Origin of the sequence: Agrobacterium sp. CNPSo 2736 (assembly GCF_004005385.1) — a bacterium.
GTDB classification, from domain to species: Bacteria; Pseudomonadota; Alphaproteobacteria; order Rhizobiales; family Rhizobiaceae; genus Agrobacterium; species Agrobacterium leguminum.
Genome location: NZ_RZTX01000005.1, coordinates 236,251 through 255,697, shown reverse-complemented (window position 1 = coordinate 255,697; position 19,447 = coordinate 236,251). Strand labels below are relative to the sequence as shown.

At 59.4% G+C, this 19,447-nt stretch carries 18 protein-coding genes; 6 read left to right on the top strand and 12 right to left on the bottom strand.

Translation table 11 applies throughout. The annotated features are described in order from the left end of the window. Positions 1-10: 10 nt before the first annotated feature. The 4 genes from dnaA to mutM form a co-directional block, all read right to left on the bottom strand. Positions 11-1,471 (bottom strand): chromosomal replication initiator protein DnaA, encoded by a 1,461-nt coding sequence (gene dnaA / locus EM858_RS11430; protein ID WP_003520091.1) that lies wholly within the window; start codon positions 1,469-1,471, stop codon positions 11-13. Between the two features lie 868 nt (positions 1,472-2,339). Next, the gene (gene rpsT / locus EM858_RS11425; protein WP_003493474.1) at positions 2,340-2,606 is read right to left on the bottom strand and encodes a 30S ribosomal protein S20; all 267 of its coding nucleotides are present in this window, start codon (positions 2,604-2,606) and stop codon (positions 2,340-2,342) included. A gap of 195 nt (positions 2,607-2,801) precedes the next feature. Next, the gene (locus EM858_RS11420; RefSeq protein WP_127756764.1) at positions 2,802-3,575 is read right to left on the bottom strand and encodes an enoyl-CoA hydratase; all 774 of its coding nucleotides are present in this window, start codon (positions 3,573-3,575) and stop codon (positions 2,802-2,804) included. A 31-nt stretch (positions 3,576-3,606) separates the two neighbouring features. Next, positions 3,607-4,503, bottom strand: coding sequence for a bifunctional DNA-formamidopyrimidine glycosylase/DNA-(apurinic or apyrimidinic site) lyase (gene mutM, locus EM858_RS11415; RefSeq protein WP_127756763.1), 897 nt, complete (start codon positions 4,501-4,503; stop codon positions 3,607-3,609). Between the two features lie 143 nt (positions 4,504-4,646). Here mutM and ubiE point away from each other — a divergent pair, with 143 nt between their 5' ends. From ubiE to EM858_RS11400, 3 genes are all read left to right on the top strand, one after another. Next, positions 4,647-5,423 (top strand): bifunctional demethylmenaquinone methyltransferase/2-methoxy-6-polyprenyl-1,4-benzoquinol methylase UbiE, encoded by a 777-nt coding sequence (ubiE, locus tag EM858_RS11410; RefSeq protein WP_127756762.1) that lies wholly within the window; start codon positions 4,647-4,649, stop codon positions 5,421-5,423. Positions 5,424-5,459: 36 nt separating this feature from the next. Further along, positions 5,460-7,034, top strand: a complete 1,575-nt coding sequence (ubiB, locus tag EM858_RS11405; RefSeq protein WP_080818093.1) for a 2-polyprenylphenol 6-hydroxylase — start codon at positions 5,460-5,462, stop codon at positions 7,032-7,034. A 165-nt stretch (positions 7,035-7,199) separates the two neighbouring features. Continuing rightward, positions 7,200-8,114, top strand: a complete 915-nt coding sequence (locus EM858_RS11400) for a sterol desaturase family protein (RefSeq protein WP_127756761.1) — start codon at positions 7,200-7,202, stop codon at positions 8,112-8,114. A gap of 9 nt (positions 8,115-8,123) precedes the next feature. Here the strand turns inward: EM858_RS11400 and EM858_RS11395 are convergent, their stop codons facing one another. The 3 genes from EM858_RS11395 to EM858_RS11385 form a co-directional block, all read right to left on the bottom strand. Further along, positions 8,124-8,498, bottom strand: coding sequence for an MmcQ/YjbR family DNA-binding protein (locus EM858_RS11395; protein ID WP_080818102.1), 375 nt, complete (start codon positions 8,496-8,498; stop codon positions 8,124-8,126). Next, positions 8,495-9,700 (bottom strand): bifunctional phosphopantothenoylcysteine decarboxylase/phosphopantothenate--cysteine ligase CoaBC, encoded by a 1,206-nt coding sequence (coaBC, locus tag EM858_RS11390; protein ID WP_127756760.1) that lies wholly within the window; start codon positions 9,698-9,700, stop codon positions 8,495-8,497. Before coaBC ends, EM858_RS11395 begins: the two co-directional genes overlap by 4 nt. A gap of 70 nt (positions 9,701-9,770) precedes the next feature. Beyond that, positions 9,771-11,354, bottom strand: a complete 1,584-nt coding sequence (locus EM858_RS11385) for a peptide chain release factor 3 (RefSeq protein WP_003520100.1) — start codon at positions 11,352-11,354, stop codon at positions 9,771-9,773. A 90-nt stretch (positions 11,355-11,444) separates the two neighbouring features. Between EM858_RS11385 and dut the strand changes: the two genes are divergently transcribed. The 3 genes from dut (at position 11,445) to cysK (ending at position 13,729) form a co-directional block, all read left to right on the top strand. Continuing rightward, the gene (gene dut / locus EM858_RS11380; RefSeq protein ID WP_127756759.1) at positions 11,445-11,915 is read left to right on the top strand and encodes a dUTP diphosphatase; all 471 of its coding nucleotides are present in this window, start codon (positions 11,445-11,447) and stop codon (positions 11,913-11,915) included. An 87-nt stretch (positions 11,916-12,002) separates the two neighbouring features. Then, positions 12,003-12,620 carry a LysE family translocator gene (locus EM858_RS11375; RefSeq protein ID WP_003520102.1) on the top strand — a complete coding sequence of 206 codons (618 nt, stop codon included), beginning with the start codon at positions 12,003-12,005 and terminating at the stop codon, positions 12,618-12,620. A gap of 140 nt (positions 12,621-12,760) precedes the next feature. Beyond that, a complete protein-coding gene (cysK, locus tag EM858_RS11370) occupies positions 12,761-13,729 on the top strand; it encodes a cysteine synthase A (RefSeq protein ID WP_127756758.1) in 969 nt (322 codons plus the stop codon). A 213-nt stretch (positions 13,730-13,942) separates the two neighbouring features. Here the strand turns inward: cysK and EM858_RS11365 are convergent, their stop codons facing one another. From EM858_RS11365 to ugpE, 5 genes are all read right to left on the bottom strand, one after another. Beyond that, positions 13,943-15,475, bottom strand: coding sequence for a YifB family Mg chelatase-like AAA ATPase (locus EM858_RS11365; protein ID WP_127756757.1), 1,533 nt, complete (start codon positions 15,473-15,475; stop codon positions 13,943-13,945). A gap of 184 nt (positions 15,476-15,659) precedes the next feature. Then, on the bottom strand, positions 15,660-16,619 hold the full coding sequence (gene gshB, locus EM858_RS11360) for a glutathione synthase (protein ID WP_003503823.1): 960 nt from the start codon (positions 16,617-16,619) through the stop codon (positions 15,660-15,662). Between the two features lie 243 nt (positions 16,620-16,862). Beyond that, entirely contained in the window at positions 16,863-17,375 is a 513-nt protein-coding gene (locus tag EM858_RS11355; RefSeq protein WP_080818111.1) for a cupin domain-containing protein, read from the bottom strand. A 109-nt stretch (positions 17,376-17,484) separates the two neighbouring features. Then, positions 17,485-18,585, bottom strand: a complete 1,101-nt coding sequence (locus EM858_RS11350) for a sn-glycerol-3-phosphate import ATP-binding protein UgpC (RefSeq protein WP_127756756.1) — start codon at positions 18,583-18,585, stop codon at positions 17,485-17,487. Positions 18,586-18,595: 10 nt separating this feature from the next. Beyond that, entirely contained in the window at positions 18,596-19,438 is an 843-nt protein-coding gene (gene ugpE, locus EM858_RS11345) for a sn-glycerol-3-phosphate ABC transporter permease UgpE (protein WP_003520108.1), read from the bottom strand. Positions 19,439-19,447 lie beyond the last annotated feature (9 nt).

Here is a 19,447-nt window from a genome sequence, read left to right as displayed (position 1 = left end):
GCCGCTTTTTTCATGCGTTGTTTTCGTTGATCAGGCGTTTTAACAGCTCAACCTCGTGGCCGAGCTTGGTGTCGCCGGAAATCAGTTCCTCGATCTTGCGCACGGCATGCAGAACCGTGGTGTGATCGCGACCGCCGAAACGGCGACCGATCTCGGGGAAAGACCGCGGCGTCAGCATCTTTGCCAGATACATGGCGATCTGGCGCGGCTTGACGATGACGCGGGTGCGGCGGTTGGACACCAGCTCCTGTCGCGACACGTTATAGTGCTTGGCGACGATGCGCTGAATATCCTCGATGCGTACACGCTTGGCCTCACCCGTCCCGACGAGATGCGACAGCAGCTCATCGACACGATCAACCGAGAGGTTCGGCTCGAAGGAGCGACGGAACATCAGCTGGTTGAAGGCGCCTTCCAGTTCGCGGCCGCTTGCCGTCACGCTCTTGGCCACATGGGTCAGGATTTCATCCGAAATCTCGAAGGACGGATCGTCCTGGCGTGCAGAGCCGAGGCGGCGGTTGAGCATTTCATAGCGCATATCGTAGTCGGGACCTTCGATCTCGATGGCCATGCCGCCCTGAAGACGGGAACGGACACGCGGATCGAGCGATTCCAGCTCCCACGGCGCACGGTCAGCCGCGACCACGACCTGCTTGGCGCTGTCGAGCAGCATGTTCAGCAGATGGCAGAATTCGTGCTGGATCATCTTGCCCTGCAGGAACTGCATGTCGTCGATGACGAGCAGGTCGATATTGCGCAGCGTGTCCTTCAGCGTCAGCGCATCATTGTCGCGGATCGCAGTGGCGAAACGCCACATGAAATATTCGGCCGTCAGATAGACCACGCGCGGATTGCGCGGGCTGTCGATGGCGGCATTGGCAATGGCCTGCAGAAGATGCGTCTTGCCGAGGCCGACACCCGCATGAATGAACAGCGGATTGAAGCGCACGGCGCCGGCACCGGCTTCGGCGATCGTCTTTGCCGCCGCAAGCGCGACGCGGTTGGACGAGCCTTCGACAAAGGTATCGAAGGTGAAACGTGTGTCGAGCGGCGAGCCGAACAACGGCCCGGAACCGCCCTGACGCAGGGTCGCCTGCGAAGCCGCAGGCTGCGCGGCAGGCGTCGCGGGCTGCGACGGAATGAAGGACTTGTTACGTTGAACCGCGCCGACTTCCGGAACGGGCTGCGCCCTTTCCTCGGTCTGAGCCGGACGGACCGGGCGGCTGGCCGAGCGGACCAGAATCTCCACCTTCAGCACATCCGGATCCTCGCTCTGGACGAGGTTCGTGATCAGATCCATGTAACGGTTGTTGATCCAGGACTTCAGAAAGGTCGTCGGAACGGTAAAACGGACGACGCTTTTCGAAACGGAATGGAGTTTGAGCCGTGCAAACCAGCTTGCATAGACCTCCGGACCAACCTGTGCCTTGAGCCGCGCGCTAAAACGTTCAAACAGCGCATCGTGCGTCATTGCCGATTTGTCCCCTGCCGCATCTGAGCAAGTTGCATCACGCGTCTTTGGTGCGCGGTCCCCATCAGCCACCGCACCCATCGCCAAATTCAGTTGCATATTGCCGCCTTTCAAATTGCCAATCATAGCCTGACGATCAAAGATCGATCGCCAGAGATCCCCCTCGTATATTTTTGCCTTCAGCGTTCCCCTCGAAAGAACGCAAAGGCGACTACTCGTTTGCGAGCCGGTTATCCCATTTCCCTCCCCCTCATGGAGAGGCCTGCGACACGCTAAAACGCTCCTTTCGTTACAACCTAAAGGCGCATTCTTAAGGGCAAAAAACTCCCGCCCGTTCCGGAGACCGAAACGGCACAAAAAGCTCCATGACCTGAAAAAACGGACCCCGAAAGACCCGCCAGCAAGAAGGTGAATATCGTCGATACGATCATCGAGATAATCTGTGGACTGAGATCCGCACCCCTTGTTGAAATGCATTTAGGCAGGATCGTGGGGAGAGATCAATGGCGTTTTTTCTGCAAAAACTCAGATCGGCCATTGACTCGCAAAGGCCGTTTTGCATCACCGACAAGGTGCGAAGCAGAATCGCTTATGAATCAATGAGATTCAATTTTGGCGATTTTTGAGAGCTGATTTTGGCAAAAAAATAAAAATCTTCTTGACTCAAAACTAGCCGCGACTTCCGTAGAGAAAGCCCCCGAGTTTTCCAGAGACCTCCAGCAAGCTGTTGTTTTTATTGCAAATTTCCTGTCGTCCATCTGACACGCGTTTGTCACGTTACGGCAGCAATGGTTAACGGGCAGTTAGAATCACAAAAAGCCCGGTCAAAAGACCAGGCTTTTTGAATAATTATTTGTGATTAGCCGGATTAGGCGGAAAGAGCCTTAACGCGCTGTGCGAGACGCGACACCTTGCGGGATGCGGTGTTGCCGTGCAGAACGCCCCGGGTGGCGGCGCGCTGGATCTCGGGCTGAGCTGCCTTCAGAGCTTCGGTAGCGACTGCGAGATCACCGGAAGCGATGGCTTCTTCGACCTTGCGGATGAAGCCGCGAACGCGCGAACGGCGAGCCTTGTTGACTGCGGTACGGCGAGCGATCTTGCGGGTCGCCTTTTTCGCCGAAGTTGTATTGGCCATGTATGCCTCTCTTCGAATTCAAACCAAATTCCGCAACCATAGGATCGGGTCGTTCGAAGACCTCACGTAACCCAAGAATGCGGGAGTAATTTCGGACAAGCCGGATGGCTTTCCTTAACCGTGGGCGGGCATATACCGCTAAAGCTTACGCCCGTCAACGCGCAAAACGCTTAAAAGCGCCGATATTCCGAATCCTTAGCGATTCCGGAAAGCGGGTTTGCGCTTTTCCACGAAGGCGGCCATGCCCTCCTTCTGATCCACTGTCGCAAAGAGCGACTGGAAGGATCGTCTTTCATATCTCAGTCCCTCCGCAAGCGGCACCTCGAAGGAGCGATTGACGCTTTCCTTGGCCATGAGAACGGAAGCACGCGACAGGGAAGCGATGCGGGTTGCCGCCTCCACCGCCTCGTCCATGAGATTTGCAGCCGGCACGACACGAGACACGAGACCGGCCCGCTCGGCTTCCGCGGCATCCATCATCCGCCCGGTCAGAACCAGATCCATGGCCTTCGCCTTGCCGACTGCCCGTGTCAGCCGCTGCGAGCCGCCCATGCCAGGGATGACGCCGAGGGTGATTTCCGGCTGGCCGAATTTTGCCGTCTCCGAAGCGATGATGAAATCGCACATCATCGCCAGTTCGCAGCCCCCGCCCAGCGCAAAGCCGGATACGGCAGCGATGACCGGCTTGCGGGTGGCCGCAACCTCGTCCCAGCCGCCGAGAAAATCGCCGACATAGGCGTCGACGAAATCCAGCCCCTGCATTTCCTTGATATCGGCGCCTGCTGCAAATGCCTTTTCCGAACCGGTGATAATGATCGCACCGATGGAATCATCGGCGGAAAACGAAGACAGAATGTGCCGCAGCTCTTTCAGAAGCACCGAATTGAGAGCGTTGAGCACCTTGGGGCGGTTGAGGGTGATGACACCCACCTCATCGCGTTTCTCGACCAGTATCGTTTCATAGTCCACGGCAATCTCCCCTTCCGGCACTCCGGCTCCGTTACTTCTGGCAGGCGGCGCAATAAAAGGTCGAACGACCGGCCTGCACCACCCTTTCAACCGTACCCCCGCAGCCGGGTGTCCGGCAAGGCTGGCCTTCCTGATCGTAGACCGAAAAGGAATGCTGGAAATAACCGAGCGTTCCGTCCGTCTGTATATGGTCTCGCAATGAGGAGCCGCCGGCCGCGATCGCATCCGCGATCACGTCGCGGATTTTCTCCGTCAGATCGACGAGCTGCGCTTTGGGCTTGCCACCTTTCGTCACCAGCGTTCCCGCCGCCCGCAAAGGCGAAAGCTGCGCGCGCCACAGCGCCTCGCAGACATAGATATTGCCGAGACCGGCAATGACCTTCTGGTCCAGCAGCGTGCTTTTCAGGGGCTGGCTTTTACCTTCAAACCGGCTCGCCAGATAATCCGCGCTCAGCGCATTGCCTGTCGGCTCCGGGCCGAGCTCGGCAAAGGCGGGGTAAAGGTCGAGCCTGTTGCGCTCCACCAGATGCATGAAGCCGAAGCGGCGCGGATCATTATAGATGACGCAGACGCGCTCTTCTCCTTTATCCAGATGAAAGACGACATGGTCATGCTTGCCGTCCTTGGAACGGGCATGGTGAAACGCGCCGGGAGCATCGCCGGCCTCGCCCGCTTCCGCCTCGATACGGAACGAGCCTGACATGCCGAGGTGGGAAACGATGGTCAGCCCATCCTCCAGTTCGATCAGAAGATATTTCGCCCTGCGCCCGAGCGACAGGATCGTCTTGCCTTCGATGAGCACTGCGAAATCCTGCGGGAATGGAAAGCGCAAATCGGGGCGGCCGAGATGGAGCCTGCGGACCCTTGCGCCTTCCATGGCGGGCGCAAGGCCGCGTCTGACGGTTTCGACTTCTGGCAATTCTGGCATCTGGCTTATCCGACAGTTTATCGTTAGGACCATGTGGTCTATACAGTGCACGCGAAATGTCGCGCCCAGGCGATGCGGCAACAGATAGCGTTGCCATGGCGTTTCCGCTATGGTCCGCCACGCAATAAATATGGAGACAGACGATGACCGACGCCCGTACCACTGCCCAAGGCGGCATGGAAACGTCCTATGGCTTCCACAAGGTGGACGAAGGCAAAAAGCAGGGGCTGGTCAACGAAGTCTTCCACAAGGTGGCCAAACGCTACGACATCATGAACGATGTGATGTCGGCTGGCCTGCATCGGCTGTGGAAAGACGCCATGGTCTCTTCGCTTTCGCCGCGCAAGGACGCGTCCTACAAGGTTCTGGACGTTGCGGGCGGGACTGGCGATATCGCCTTCCGCATCATCGAAGCCTCCAACCGTCTGGCGCATGCCACCGTTCTCGACATCAACGGCTCGATGCTGGCCGTCGGCGAAGAGCGCGCGGCAAAAAAGAAGCTTTCCGACAATCTGACCTTCGTGGAAGCCAATGCCGAGGAACTGCCTTTCGAGGCAAACAGTTTCGACGTCTATACGATCGCGTTCGGCATTCGCAACGTGCCGCGCATCGATGTCGCGCTGAAAGAGGCACACCGCGTGCTGAAGCGCGGCGGGCGGCTGCTGGTCCTGGAATTTTCCGAGGTCGAAATGCCGTTGCTCGACCGCGTTTATGACGCCTGGTCGTTCAACGCCATCCCGCAATTCGGCAAGATGATCACGGGTGACGCCGAGCCTTATCAATATCTGGTCGAATCGATCCGCAAATTCCCCAATCAGGAGGATTTCGCGACGATGATCCGCACCGCCGGCTTCTCCCGTGTCTCCTATACCAACTACACCGGCGGCATCGCCGCCCTGCATTCCGGCTGGAAGCTTTAAGACCATGGCCGGCAGACGCAGGAGACAAGCATAAGCATGAGTACTTTGGGCGCATATTTCCGCCTCGCAAGGGTTGGCTGGGTTCTCGTGCGCGAAGGCGTCGTGCTGGCCCTGCCTTCCGATGACCTGCCTGCTCCCGCCCAATTGTTGAAAGCGCTGCTGAAGCCATTCGCCCGCAGCAAGGCAAAAAGGGCGCAGCGCAGCGACCGTCTGGCGGTGGCTGTCGAACGGCTTGGTCCTTCCTATGTGAAGATGGGTCAGTTTCTCGCCACCCGGCCGGATGTGGTGGGCGCCGACTTCGCCGACGATCTCGCGAGCCTCCAAGACCGCATGGCCTTTTTTCCGGCGGCCGCGGCGAAAGCCAATATCGAAGGCTCGCTCGGACGTTCGGTGTCCGATCTCTACAGGGAATTCGGCGATCCTATCGCCGCCGCCTCCATTGCCCAGGTTCATCCGGCAATGGTGGATACGCCGAAGGGGCCGCGCAAGGTGGCCGTCAAGGTCATCCGCCCCGGCGTGCGCCAGCGTTTCCAGAACGATCTCGAAGCGATGTATCTGATCGCCGATCTGCAGCAGCGTTTCGTCCGCTCCGCGCGTCGCCTGCGCCCCGTCGAGGTGACACGCACGCTGGAGCAGACCACCAAGATCGAGATGGATCTGCGGCTCGAGGCCGCCGCCCTTTCCGAACTTGCGGAAAACACCAGGGACGATCCCGGGTTCCGGGTTCCCGAGGTCGATTGGGAACGCACCGGGCGCGATGTCGTCACCATGGAGTGGATCGACGGCGTCAAGATGTCGGATATCGAAGGGTTGAAGGCCGCCGGTCACGACCTGAACAAACTCGCCGACACGCTGATCCAGTCCTTCCTGCGGCACACGCTGCGCGATGGCTTCTTCCATGCCGACATGCATCCCGGCAATCTCTTCGTCGATGCTGAGGGCGAGATCGTCGCCGTCGACATGGGCATTGCCGGGCGTCTCGGCAAAAAGGAACGCCGCTTCCTTGCCGAAATTCTCTACGGCTTCATTACCCGCGATTACATGCGGGTGGCGGAAGTGCATTTCGAGGCCGGATACGTGCCGGGCCATCACGATATAGCAAGCTTCGCCCAGGCGATCCGCGCCATTGGTGAGCCGATCCACGGCCAGCCGGCCGAAACGATCTCCATGGGCAAGCTTTTGACGCTGCTATTCGAAGTGACCGAGCTTTTCGACATGGAAACGCGGCCGGAACTGGTGATGCTGCAAAAGACCATGGTGGTGGTGGAAGGCGTGTCGCGCATGCTTAATCCGCGCTTCAACATGTGGAAGGCGGCAGATCCGGTTGTCGGCGGCTGGATCAGGGACAATCTCGGCCCGAAACGCATCGTCACCGATCTGAAGGACGGCGTGAAGGCGGCTCTCAAACTTGCCGAGGCAGCGCCGGAGATCGCCGCCAAGACCGAAAAGCTGCATTCCGAGTTGATGTATATGAGCGAGAACGGCTTGCGTTTCGACGCGCAGACGGCGGAAGCCATCGGCAAGGCGGAAGCGCGCCACACCAAATGGGGACGGGCGGCACTCTGGGTCATAGCGCTGACGCTTCTTTACATCGCCATCAGGATAAGCTGAGCATCTCGGCACCGGTGAGTGCCATGTTTGTGTAATGCATTGGAGCGATAAGGGCCTGATCTCTAATCGAGACAGGTGATCGATGCGGGGTAAGGGCTGCTTTGATGCCTGCGCGGAATTGCGCCGGCGGTATAAACGGACGATGCCGGACGGGATTTGATTTTGATGGCAAAAGCGCAGGTACTGAAAGAGGCCCTTTCCTATTCTTCGTGGCCGCTGGTGTTCGTCGGCGGCCTGGTGGGGTCCTATTTCGCTTTTACGAGCAGCCATCCGATCGCGGCCTTTTTGACCGTCTATGCGGGCGCGGTTTTGAGCCTGTTTCTTCTCGAACGCTATATTCCTTACGAAATCCAATGGCTTGAGGGTGATGGCGAGACCGTGAACAGCATCGGCCACACGCTTTTGACGAAAGGGCTGGTCCAGCTAGCAGCCGCCGCAGCGGCAATCTTCCCGATGGTGACCGCCAATGTGCTGCAGCCGCTCGCCGCCATGCGGTTCGATTTGTGGCCGGATCATCTGCCGATGATCATTCAGGTCGCCCTTGCGGTGACGATTGCCGAATTCGGCCTCTACTGGTCCCATCGTATTGCGCATGAAACCGTATTCTTCTGGCGTTTCCATGCGCTGCATCACAGCGTCGTGCGGCTCTGGGTCGTCAATACGGGACGGTTCCATGTGGCCGACTCCCTGTTCAAGATCGCGCTCAGCCAGATTCCGCTCTATTTCATGGGTGCGCCGCTACAGGTTTTCTGGTGGCTCGGTGCCGTTACCGCATTCATCGGCATCTTGACCCATTGCAACGTCGATATGAAAACGGGGCCGCTCGATTACGTGTTCAGCACCCCGCGCCTACACCGCTGGCACCATTCAAAGCAGCTTCCGGAAGGAAACACCAATTACGGCGAGAATCTCGTCTTCTTCGATTTGATCTTCGGCTCCTATCATAACCCCGACAGGCCCTCTTCCACCGATATCGGTATCAAGGGTAAGATTGCGAAAGGATTCCTGCCGCAGCTCCTGCAGCCCTTCACCAAGGAAGGCGTCCGTCAGATAATCGGCAAGGACACCAAGCTCGACTGAACCGAAAAACTACAGGGCACGCGCAGTATCGATCACGATACCCAGTTCGCCCCGCAGTTTTTTGGTCAGACCGGCTGCGACAAGCTCATAGGAGCGGCGCACATAATGCTCCAGTTCTTCCTGCTCGAGCGGGGCATGATCGCCAATCGATATCCATTTGCGTTTGGCGAAATAGGGCGCCTGCCCTATGCCTTCCAGCGAGGTCAATATTTCGAAACTCTCTTCCGAGCATTTCACGACCAGCCGCCAGTCCTCCCGCTCGCCAAGCACGGCAAAAACCTTGTCGCCAACCTTGGCAACGTGGGAATCCCATTGGTCGACAAAACGCACGCCCGGCCATTTACCGAGCACCCTGTCGAAAGTCTTGCGATCGAACAGGCTCATGCGAGTTTCTCCGCGATCAGGGCCGCCAGACGTTTTGCAACTTCGACCTTGTCCAGATCCGGCCAAACGTCGATGCCATCTGCGGAAATGATCTTCACGCTGTTGCGGTCTCCGCCCATGATGCCGGTTTCCACCGAAACATCATTCGCGACGATATAATCCGCGCCTTTGCGCTCCAGCTTCGCCCGGCCGTTCTTCTCGACATCCTGCGTTTCGGCGGCGAAGCCGACCACAATCTTCGGGCGCTTTTCATGATGGCCGACGGTTTTGAGAATATCGGGATTTTCCGTCAGTTGCAGCGCTGGCGGCGCATCGCCCGGCTGCTTCTTGATCTTCTGCTCCGACGAGCCCGTCACCCGCCAGTCGGCGACGGCGGCGACCATGACGGCGATATCCGCCGGCAGTCTCGATATCACCGCATCGCGCATCTCCTCGGCGCGCTCGACATGGATCGTCGTGACCCCGGCAGGATCGGCGATGGTGACCGGGCCGGAAACCAGCGTAACCTCTGCCCCCAGCTCGGCCAGAGCCGCCGCAATGGCATGGCCCTGCTTGCCCGAGGAGCGGTTGGCGATGTAGCGCACCGGGTCAATCGGTTCATGCGTGGGACCGGAGGTCACGATGGCCGTTCTGCCCTTCAGTGGCTTTGGCCCCTCATCCAGCAGTGCGGCGACGGCTTCGACGATCTGCAGCGGCTCGGCCATACGGCCAAAACCAGCCTCGCCCTTCTCTGCCATCTCGCCGGCCATGGGTCCGATGAAAAACACGCCGTCTTTTTTCAGCGTTTCGACATTACGCAGCGTGGGCTTTGCCGCCCACATTTTTGGGTTCATCGCCGGTGCCACCAGCACCTTGCGATCCGTCGCGAGAAGAATGGTGGAAGCAAGATCGTCTGCCAGGCCATGCGCCATCTTCGCCATCAGATCGGCGGTAGTGGGCGCCACCAGCACGAGGTCGCAGTCACGCGCCAGCCTGATATGGCCGACATCCTGTTCATCCTGCCGGGAAAAGAGCTCGGTGAAGACATGGGTGGCGGACAGCGCGCCGACCGCAAGCGGCGTGACGAATTCCTGCGCACCTTTCGTCATCACAGGTGTCACCTTGGCGCCGCGCTCTTTCAGCCGACGGATGAGATCGAGGCTCTTATAGGCCGCGATGCCGCCGGAGATGATGAGGAGAATATGTTTGCCTGAAAGCGTCATGATGCCGGACCAGTTTCCCGTTTCACCGGGAAACTAAGCCCTTGGCATACAAAGTGCAATCCGGCTGATATCACGCCGCCTTGGCGACGTGATATTCCTTGATCGCGACCATCTTGATCGCCGGAAAACGCTCGGACTCATAGCGGAGCGAGAAGGCGTCCTGCGCCAGAAACACCGGATCGCCATCCAGATCGCGGGCGATATCGCCCCGCTTGACGTTGAGGAACTTGTCCATTTCAGCCGGCTGATCGGAAGAAATCCAGCGGCAGACGGAAAAGCGCGACATTTCGAAGGAGACCGGCAGGCCATATTCGCCCATCAGGCGCTCCTTCAACACGTCGAGCTGCAGCGCGCCGACAACGCCGACGATGGCCGGCGAACCGTCTTCCGGCGAGAAGAGCTGCACGACGCCTTCTTCCGCCATCTGCTGCAGGGCTTCCTTCAGCTTCTTGGCCTTCATGGCGTCTTCCAGACGCACGCGGCGGAGAATTTCCGGTGAAAAGTTCGGCACGCCCTGGAAAACCAGGTTTTCACCCTCGGTCAGCGTATCGCCGATGCGCAGCGTACCATGGTTCGGGATGCCCACCACGTCACCCGCAAAGGCCGTATCGGCAAGCTGACGCTGCGAGGCGAAGAAGAACTGCGGCGCAGTGAGGCCCATCTGTTTGCCGGTGCGAGCAAGCCGCGCCTTCATGCCGCGCTCCAGCTTGCCGGAGCAGATGCGGGCAAAGGCGATACGGTCACGATGGTTCGGGTCCATATTGGCCTGAATCTTGAAGACAAAGGCCGTCATTTTCTCTTCAGCCGCATGGACGGTGCGGGTATCGGCCACCTGATCGCGCGGCGGCGGTGCGAAATCGCCAAGCGCATTGATGAGGTCACGCACACCGAAATTGCGCAGCGCCGAACCGAAGAACACCGGCGTCATATGACCTTCGAGAAATGCCTGACGATCGAAAGGACGGCAGGCCTCCAGCGCCAGTTCCGTTTCTTCGACAAAAAGATGGCGCTCATTTTCCGGCAGACGATCGGCAACCGCCTGCGGACCGTTGACCGGCATGGCTTCCACCTGGGTATCGACGCCACGGAAGGTGCTGTCGGCAAGATTATAGGCGCCGCAGAAGGTCTTTGCCCGACCGACCGGCCAGGTGATGGGCGCGGTATCGAGCGCGAGCTTCTCTTCCACCTCATCCAGAATCTCGAAGGGGTCGCGGCTTTCGCGGTCCATCTTGTTGATGAAGGTGATGATCGGAATATCGCGCATGCGGCAGACTTCGAAGAGCTTCAGCGTGCGCGGCTCGATACCCTTGGCGGCGTCGATGACCATGATCGCCGCATCCACCGCCGTCAGCGTGCGGTAGGTGTCGTCAGCAAAGTCCTCGTGGCCGGGCGTATCGAGAATGTTGAAGACACGGTCGTTATATTCGAAGGTCATGACCGAAGTGACGACCGAAATGCCGCGCTCGCGCTCGATCTTCATCCAGTCCGAACGGGTCTGGATGCGGTCCTTCTTCGCCTTCACCTCACCGGCAAGCTGGATCGCTCCGCCGAACAGCAGCAGTTTTTCGGTAAGCGTGGTCTTACCCGCGTCCGGGTGCGCAATAATAGCAAAGGTGCGGCGGCGGGAGACCGCCTCGGCAAGTGTTTCGGCCATCTGACAAATCCTGTGGAATTGCGGGCTATCTAGCGTTTCAGGCCCACATTTGCAATTGACCTTGCCGCGATCTCGGCAAACTAATGCCGCATGACCCTTCAAAACGACAATCGCCCCCCTCTCCGGCTCGTCCGCCTCGCCAATGGCGCTGACCTCGAATTGCCGTCCTATGAGACCCGTGGCGCCGCCGGCATGGACCTGCGCGCTGCCGTACCTGCCGGTGAACCGATGAGCCTGCAACCCGGCGAACGCGCGCTGGTCCCGACCGGTTTCATCTTCGAGGTTCCGCAGGGTTATGAGGCGCAAATCCGCCCCCGCTCCGGCCTCGCAATCAAGAACGGCATCACCTGCCTCAACTCTCCCGGCACGGTGGACAGCGATTATCGCGGCGAGGTGAAAGTCATCCTCGCCAATCTTGGCCAGGACGTTTTTGTCATCGAGCGCGGTATGCGCATTGCGCAGATGGTGATCGCGCCGGTAACCCAGGTTGTTGTGAGCGAGGTGACGGAGACCTCGCAGACGGCACGGGGTACCAGCGGTTTTGGCTCCACCGGGGTTTAGCGACGCCGCTGGAACAGACGCGCGGACTGATTGTCTTTATCCGGCAATTTCGTTATGGATTTAGCGGATTTTCCGGGAAACATGATCATGACGCTGACGACCCTTTTCGCCTATGCCACTGCCCTCTTCATCGCCGCCGCCATTCCAGGCCCCGGCATGACGGCGATCGTGGCGCGGGCGCTGGGTTCGGGCTTTCGCGAAACCTTCTTCATGGGTCTCGGGCTGGTGCTGGGCGACATGATTTACCTGACCGCTGTGATCCTGGGCCTGGCCTTCGTCGCGCAGACCTTTCAGGAAGCGTTCATGGTGCTGAAATTCGCGGGCGCGGCCTATCTCCTTTATATCGCCTGGAAGCTTTGGACCGCCGGCCTGCTGCCACAGGAGCTGAAGGCCAAGAAAAGCACCAGCATGCCCATGTCCTTCCTGTCCGGCCTGCTGATCACGCTCGGCAACCCGAAAACCATGCTGTTTTATGTGGCGCTGGTGCCGACGCTGATCGATATCCGCATGATCGGCCCTTCGGAATATGCGACACTTCTCGCCATCACCTTCGTCGTGCTGATGGCGGTTCTCCTGCCTTATATCCTGCTTGCGGCCAAGGCGCGTAACCTCCTGAAAAGGCCGAGCGCCTTGACGATCCTCAACCGCACGGCGGCGGGTATTCTGGCCGGAACCGCGACCATGATCGCGATCCGCAGCACGTAAAACAAATTAGTGCATTTACGCGATTTATCGTGAAATTATTCCTGTAATCTAGGGATATTAGGACGAACGTTCGCTAGCTTGCGAAAGCTATTGCTCCTATTCTGCCGCTCAAATCTTGCGGTCTTACACAGGAGAGCATCATGCCCGAAGCCAGAAAGCCCGGACGCGGACGCGTCTATTCCTCGATTACGGAAACAATCGGCGACACGCCGATCGTGCGGCTCGACAAGCTGGCGGAAGAGAAGGGCGTGAAGGCCAACCTTCTCGCCAAGCTCGAATTTTTCAATCCCATCGCTTCCGTGAAGGACCGCATAGGCGTCGCCATGATCGAAGCTCTGGAAGCTCAGGGCAAGATCACCCCTGGCAAGACCACGCTGGTGGAGCCGACCTCCGGCAACACGGGCATCGCGCTTGCCTTCGCGGCCGCTGCGAAGGGCTACAAGCTGATCCTGACCATGCCTGAAACCATGTCGGTTGAGCGCCGGAAAATGCTGGCCCTGCTCGGCGCCGAACTGGTGTTGACCGAAGGTCCCAAGGGCATGAAGGGCGCCATCGCCAAGGCGCAGGAACTGGCCGAAACGCTGCCCGACGCCATCATTCCGCAGCAGTTCGAAAACCCTGCTAATCCCGATATTCACCGCAAGACGACGGCTGAAGAAATCTGGAACGACACCGAAGGCACGGTCGATATTCTCGTCTCGGGTATCGGCACCGGCGGCACGATCACTGGCACGGGTCAGGTGCTGAAATCCCGCAAGCCCGAGGTGAAGGTCATTGCGGTCGAACCTGCCGACAGTCCGGTTCTTTCCGGCGGCAACCCCGGCCCGCACAAGATTCAGGGCATCGGCGCCGGTTTTGCACCCGCCATCCTCGATACCGGCATTTATGACGAGATCGTCACCGTGACCAATGACGAGGCTTTCGAAACCGCACGTCTGGCGGCAAGGCTGGAAGGCGTGCCGGTCGGCATCTCCTCGGGTGCGGCGCTGGCGGCGGCAATCAAGGTCGGCGCGCGGGAAGAAAATGCCGGCAAGAACATCGTCGTCATCATTCCTTCCTTTGCGGAACGCTACCTTTCGACGGCGCTTTTCGAGGGCCTTGGACTTTAAGTCCACGCTTTCGGGCGCGGTACGATCACGCGTCAGATTAGCGAATATTCTTATGTGCCGCCGGCTCCGCTGGCGGCACAATATTTTTTAGGCAAGGCACAAAGGGCAACCTTCCAGAGCATATCCGGTTTAAACGGAATCGTTGGATGTGCTCTATCTCCCTGTTTTTACGGATTTCCGGACGCACAACCGCTTCGCACTTTACTGGATGCTCTACGCTGCCGCCGTCAGCCTTTCGCCTGCGATACGATAGGACACGGCTTCCGCCACATGGATGCGGCCGACCGTCTGTTTGCCATCCAGATCGGCCAGGGTGCGGGCAACCTTCAGAATACGGTGATAACCGCGCGCAGAGAACTTCAGCCGCTCGGCTGCATCGCGCAACAATTGCAGCCCGGACGCATCCGGCTCGGCATATTTTTCTATCAGGGTCGTCGTGCAGCGGGCATTCGTGCGAATGGCGCCAAATCCCGCTGCAGCGTAACGTTCCTGCTGCGCAAGGCGCGCCCGGGCGACACGGGCGGCAACCGCGGCACTCGGCTCTGACGCGACGGGGCGGATGAGATCGGCGGCGGAGACGGCGGGAACGTCGATGCGGATATCGATACGATCCAGCAGCGGGCCGGAAATGCGGGCCTGATAATCCGTCACACAGCGCGGGCCTCGGGCGCAGGTGAAACCCGGCTCTCCCGCCATGCCGCAGCGGCAGGGGTTCATCGCCGCAACGAGCTGAATTTCCGCCGGATAGCTGACGCGGTGATTGGCCCGCGCAATAATGCATTCGCCCGTTTCCAGCGGCTGGCGCAGTGCATCGAGCACCTGCGGCGAAAATTCCGGGAACTCATCCAGAAAAAGAACACCGTGATGGGCGAGCGAAGCCTCACCCGGCTTGGCGCGAAGCCCCCCGCCGATCAGCGCCGCCATGGTGGCGGAATGGTGCGGGGTGCGGAACGGCCTGCGGTCCGAGAGCTTGCCGCCGGACAATTGGCCAGCGATGGAATGAACCATCGAAACTTCCAGCAATTCCGCAGCCTCTAGCGGCGGCAGGATGGACGGCAGGCGGGCTGCGAGCATGGATTTGCCGGAGCCGGGCGGGCCGACCATAAGCAGATTGTGGCCGCCGGCGGCCGCCACCTCCAGCGCACGCCGGGCGCTTTCCTGTCCTTTGATATCCGCTAAATCCGGCAGATTGACCGGGTTGGCGCGAATGGCGGGCGTCGGGCGCGAGAGAAGCTGGGTGCCGCGAAAATGATTGGCCAGCGCAATCAGGCTGCGCGGGGCGAGAATATCGATACCGGCGCCGGCCCAAGCCGCTTCCGGCCCGCTTTCAGCCGGGCAGATCAGCCCCTTGCCAAGCGCATTGGCGCCGATCGCCGCCGGCAGGGCGCCCGAAACCATACCGATGGTGCCATCGAGATTGAGTTCGCCGAGAACCACATAACGTCCCAGCATTTCCGCCGGTATCGCGCCCAAAGCGGCCATGAGGCCCAGCGCAATGGGAAGATCGAAATGCGATCCTTCCTTGGGCAGATCGGCGGGCGCGAGATTGACCGTGACTTTTTTTGCCGGCAGCGCCAGACCCGAGGCATGCAGCGCGGCCTGCACCCGCTCGCGGCTTTCGGCCACCGCCTTGTCGGGCAGGCCGACAATCTGGATGCCCACCTTTCCCGGTGCGACCATGACCTGCACCTCGACGGGCACACCCTCTATGCCCTGAAATGCGACCGTATTGACCCTTGCCACCATGGCCTGCCCCCGCAAACCGGCCGCATCAACAGAACTTCACGCCCCATCACGGCCACCCGCAAGCAACGTGCCACAGGGCAAAGAATAAAACAAGAACATCCAGCGAACAATTTCTCGCTGGCGATGTATTTTAGTTGTGTCTAGTTGTACTCGCGGAACAAAGCTGGATCGGCGTAAGCTCGCCTCAGAAATCCTGCGCTTCGCGCTTTTTCTCGATCGCATCCCACAACAGGCTTGCGACATCAGCACCACCGAATTTCCGCACTTCGCGAATGCCGGTCGGCGAGGTGACGTTGATTTCCGTCATATAGTCGCCAATCACATCGATGCCGACGAAAAGGAAACCACGTTCCCGCAAGGCAGGGCCGATGCGGCGGCAGATTTCCTTCTCGCGCGCCGTCAGTTCCGTCGGTTCCGGCCGGCCGCCGGCATGCATGTTGGAGCGGGCGTCGTTTTCCGCCGGCACGCGGTTGATTGCGCCAACCGGCTCGCCATCTACCAGGAGGATGCGCTTGTCGCCCTTGCGGACGTCAGGCAGATATTGTTGGGCGATGTAAGGTTCGCGGAACATCTGACCGAACATCTCCAGCAGCGAGGAGAAATTGCGGTCGTCGCGCGCGGAATGGAAGACGCCGGCGCCACCATTGCCGTAAAGCGGCTTGAGGATGATATCGCCCATTTCATTGCGGAAGCGGGCGATTTCCTCGACGTCCTTGGTGATCAGCGTCTTCGGCATCAGATCGGCGAATTCGGTGACGAAAATCTTTTCCGGCGAGTTGCGGACCCAGGCGGGATCGTTGACCACCAGCGTTTTCGGATGAATGCGTTCCAGCAGATGGGTCGAGGTAATGTAAGCCATGTCGAATGGCGGATCCTGACGCAGATGGATGACATCCATGGTCGACAGATCGACGCGCTCCGGTTCGGAGAGCGAGAAATGGTCGCCCTTGATATCACGCAGTTCCATCTGCTCGACAGTGGCGTAAATCTTGCCATCGCGCATGGAAAGGCGCTCGGGGGTATAGTGGAACAGCCGGTATCCGCGGGCCTGCGCCTCAAGGCTCATGGCGAAGGTGGAGTCACCGGCGATATTGATGCCGGAGACATGATCCATCTGGATCGCGACGTTCTTGATCTTCGCCATGCGCATGTTCCTCTTGCAGCATGCGGACGCTTTGCCGGCCCGCGGTGCCCATTGCCTCGCCTTTTCAAGCTTCCCTGCAGGACCGATAGAAACCCGGAAATGCTTCAGAAAACCCTGAAGATGTAGGGCAGCGACCATTCAAAGGCAACTGCTGCAAGCGGTGGTTTGTGTGAGTTTTATTGAACCTTCACAATTCCGTCGGCGGAGCCATGCAGGCCCCGCCGACTGGAATGTTTTATGGGTTCAGGCCGCCAGCTTATAGGAACGGCCGGCAAACAGCTTGTTCTTGACGCGATAGGCAAGCGCCAGCGCCTTGGGGAACGGACGGCGCATGAAAGCGACCTTTCGGACATAATCATCCACCCGCCAGGTGGCCCATGTTCCCGCAGGGAAATAGGCGACATCGCCGACCCGCAGGATGCTGATGGAACCGTCTTCCGCGGTCACATGCACTTCGCCTTCGAGAATATACACGGTTTCATCCCAGCCGAAGAACCAGCGGAATTCCCCCGCCGTGCAATCCCACATGGCGGTGCTGGAAGCACGGTCGCCGCTTCTGGAATGATCCGCCGCGCGCGCCTGGGGGTTGCCGGAAATGATCCATTCCGGATTGATGGGGGCCGGCTGAAGCCGCAGATCGGTGCAGGATGCGCTGACAACGGCCTCGTCTTTTGACCGGCGCAAATAGGCCGGCAATATCGGCACCGTGCGGATCGCCATGGTTGCTGCGGCAGCGAACATCATTTTGAAGGACATATTAGAAAACCCCCGTGAAATATTGGAGGTCTTCTATCATCGGGATCGTAACGAAGCAGTTTTGACAATCGGCGCAATTTTAGTCATCGCGCCGATTTCTGCGAAGCACTCAGGCCGTCGCCATTTGCGTGGGCTGCGTCGCCAGCTGCTCCGCTTTGCCGGCAATGCGCTTGCCGGTTTCGCTGGAGAAGAAATGCAGTTTTTCCGGCGCTATCGTGACGGAGAGCGCAGACGGAACCTCGACATCCGGCGGGAAAGCAACTGTCAGGCTCTGGTCGCCGATCATGCCGTGGATAAGGCGCTGTGACCCCAGTTCCTCGATGTAGTCGACCCGAAGCGGGAAGCCCTGCTCACCTGCCGTAGCGAGGCGGAAATCTTCCGCCCGCATGCCCACCGTCACGGGGCCGGAGGCAGGTGCGAAACCGTTGAGCGCAAAGAGCGACGGACCGATGGCGAGGCTATCGCCATGCAATTCGGCGTTCAGCAGGTTCATGGCGGGAGAGCCGATGAAACTCGCAACGAAGGTTGAGGCAGGGGTGTGATAGACATCGAGCGGCGCGCCGATCTGTTCGATACGGCCGCCATTCAACACCACAAGGCGATCGGCCAGCGTCATGGCTTCCAGCTGATCGTGGGTGACGTAGATCGAGGTGGTGCCGAGGCGCTTTTGCAGGCGCTTGATTTCGCCGCGCATGGAAACGCGCAGCTTGGCATCGAGATTGGACAAAGGCTCGTCGAACAGGAAGGCCGCCGGCTTGCGCACGATGGCGCGACCCATGGCGACGCGCTGCCGCTGGCCGCCGGAAAGGGCGCGCGGCTTGCGATCCAGATAGGGTTCGAGCTGCAGCATACGCGCCGCTTCGGCCACACGCGCATCGATCTCAGTCTTCGGCGTCTTGCGGTTCTTCAACCCGTATTCCAGGTTCTGGCGCACCGACATATGCGGATAAAGCGCATAGTTCTGAAACACCATGGCGATATCCCGGTCCGCCGGATCGGCCTGATTGACCACCCGGTCACCGATCTTCACCGTGCCTTCGGAAATATCCTCAAGCCCTGCGACCATGCGCAGAAGCGTGGATTTGCCGCATCCGGAAGGGCCGACCAGAACGATGAACTCGCCGTCCCTGATGTCGATATCGACGTGGTGCACGGCGCGCACGCCGCCATGATAATCCTTGCAGACCTGACTGATTTCTATCGCGGCCATTTCGGTCTCCTTATTTATCGCTTTCGGTCAGGCCCTTGATGAACCAGCGCTGGAAAATGACGACGATCAGCACCGGCGGCAGCATGGCCAGCACGGCGAGCGCGAAAGCTTCGTTGTAATCGGGAATTTGCGAACCGACCCAGACCTGCAGGATCGACTTGATGCCGCGCATCAGCGTGAAGAAGCCCTCATCCGTCGTCATCAGCATGGGCCAGAGATACTGGTTCCAGCCGTAAACGAACATGATGATGAAGATCGCCGCCATCATGGTGCGGGACAGGGGGATGAGAACGTCGATGAAGAACTTCACCGGCCCTGCGCCGTCAATGCGGGCAGCCTCCAGCAACTCCTCCGGCACGGATTTGAAAAACTGCCGGAAATAGAAGGTGCCTGTCGCCGAAGCGAGAAGCGGCACGATGAGGCCGGTATAGGAGTTCAGAAGGCCAAGTTTGCTCATCACCTCGTAGGAGGGCATGATACGCACTTCGAGCGGCAGAAGCAGCGTGGTGAAAATGATCCAGAAGGCGAGCGTCGCAAAACGAAAGCGGAAATAGACGATCGCATAGGCCGCCGTCATCGACAGGACGATCTTGCCGACGGCAAAACCGATGCCGAGGATCAGCGAATTCAACACCATGTTGAGACCCGTGATCTGCCCGGTGAAGCCGCCCTTCTGGGTCAGGACCTTTTCATAAGTCTCGATGAAATTGTCACCGGGAACCATCGTCAGACCGCTGCGGTGGATTTCCGCAGCGGTGTGGGTGGAGGTCATGAAGGCCACGATGACCGGTAATATCAGGAACAGCGCGCCGATGATCAGCACCAGATGATCGAGGGGTTTTGTCTTGTACATGGTCTTTTC

Excerpts from the sequence above, each read along its gene's own strand:
- mutM (WP_127756763.1), bottom strand. The coding sequence starts at position 4,503 with ATGCCAGAATTGCCAGAAGTCGAAACCGTCAGACGCGGCCTTGCGCCC.
- ubiB (WP_080818093.1), top strand. The coding sequence starts at position 5,460 with ATGAGTACTTTGGGCGCATATTTCCGCCTCGCAAGGGTTGGCTGGGTT.
- EM858_RS11385 (WP_003520100.1), bottom strand. The coding sequence starts at position 11,354 with ATGGCCGAAACACTTGCCGAGGCGGTCTCCCGCCGCCGCACCTTTGCT.
- EM858_RS11355 (WP_080818111.1), bottom strand. The coding sequence starts at position 17,375 with ATGTCCTTCAAAATGATGTTCGCTGCCGCAGCAACCATGGCGATCCGC.
- ugpE (WP_003520108.1), bottom strand. The coding sequence starts at position 19,438 with ATGTACAAGACAAAACCCCTCGATCATCTGGTGCTGATCATCGGCGCG.
- coaBC (WP_127756760.1), bottom strand. The coding sequence starts at position 9,700 with ATGACGCTTTCAGGCAAACATATTCTCCTCATCATCTCCGGCGGCATC.
- cysK (WP_127756758.1), top strand. The coding sequence starts at position 12,761 with ATGCCCGAAGCCAGAAAGCCCGGACGCGGACGCGTCTATTCCTCGATT.
- EM858_RS11375 (WP_003520102.1), top strand. The coding sequence starts at position 12,003 with ATGACGCTGACGACCCTTTTCGCCTATGCCACTGCCCTCTTCATCGCC.
- ubiE (WP_127756762.1), top strand. The coding sequence starts at position 4,647 with ATGACCGACGCCCGTACCACTGCCCAAGGCGGCATGGAAACGTCCTAT.
- EM858_RS11365 (WP_127756757.1), bottom strand. The coding sequence starts at position 15,475 with ATGGTGGCAAGGGTCAATACGGTCGCATTTCAGGGCATAGAGGGTGTG.
- dnaA (WP_003520091.1), bottom strand. The coding sequence starts at position 1,471 with ATGACGCACGATGCGCTGTTTGAACGTTTTAGCGCGCGGCTCAAGGCA.
- EM858_RS11400 (WP_127756761.1), top strand. The coding sequence starts at position 7,200 with ATGGCAAAAGCGCAGGTACTGAAAGAGGCCCTTTCCTATTCTTCGTGG.
- EM858_RS11350 (WP_127756756.1), bottom strand. The coding sequence starts at position 18,585 with ATGGCCGCGATAGAAATCAGTCAGGTCTGCAAGGATTATCATGGCGGC.
- EM858_RS11395 (WP_080818102.1), bottom strand. The coding sequence starts at position 8,498 with ATGAGCCTGTTCGATCGCAAGACTTTCGACAGGGTGCTCGGTAAATGG.
- rpsT (WP_003493474.1), bottom strand. The coding sequence starts at position 2,606 with ATGGCCAATACAACTTCGGCGAAAAAGGCGACCCGCAAGATCGCTCGC.
- gshB (WP_003503823.1), bottom strand. The coding sequence starts at position 16,619 with ATGGCGAAGATCAAGAACGTCGCGATCCAGATGGATCATGTCTCCGGC.
- dut (WP_127756759.1), top strand. The coding sequence starts at position 11,445 with ATGACCCTTCAAAACGACAATCGCCCCCCTCTCCGGCTCGTCCGCCTC.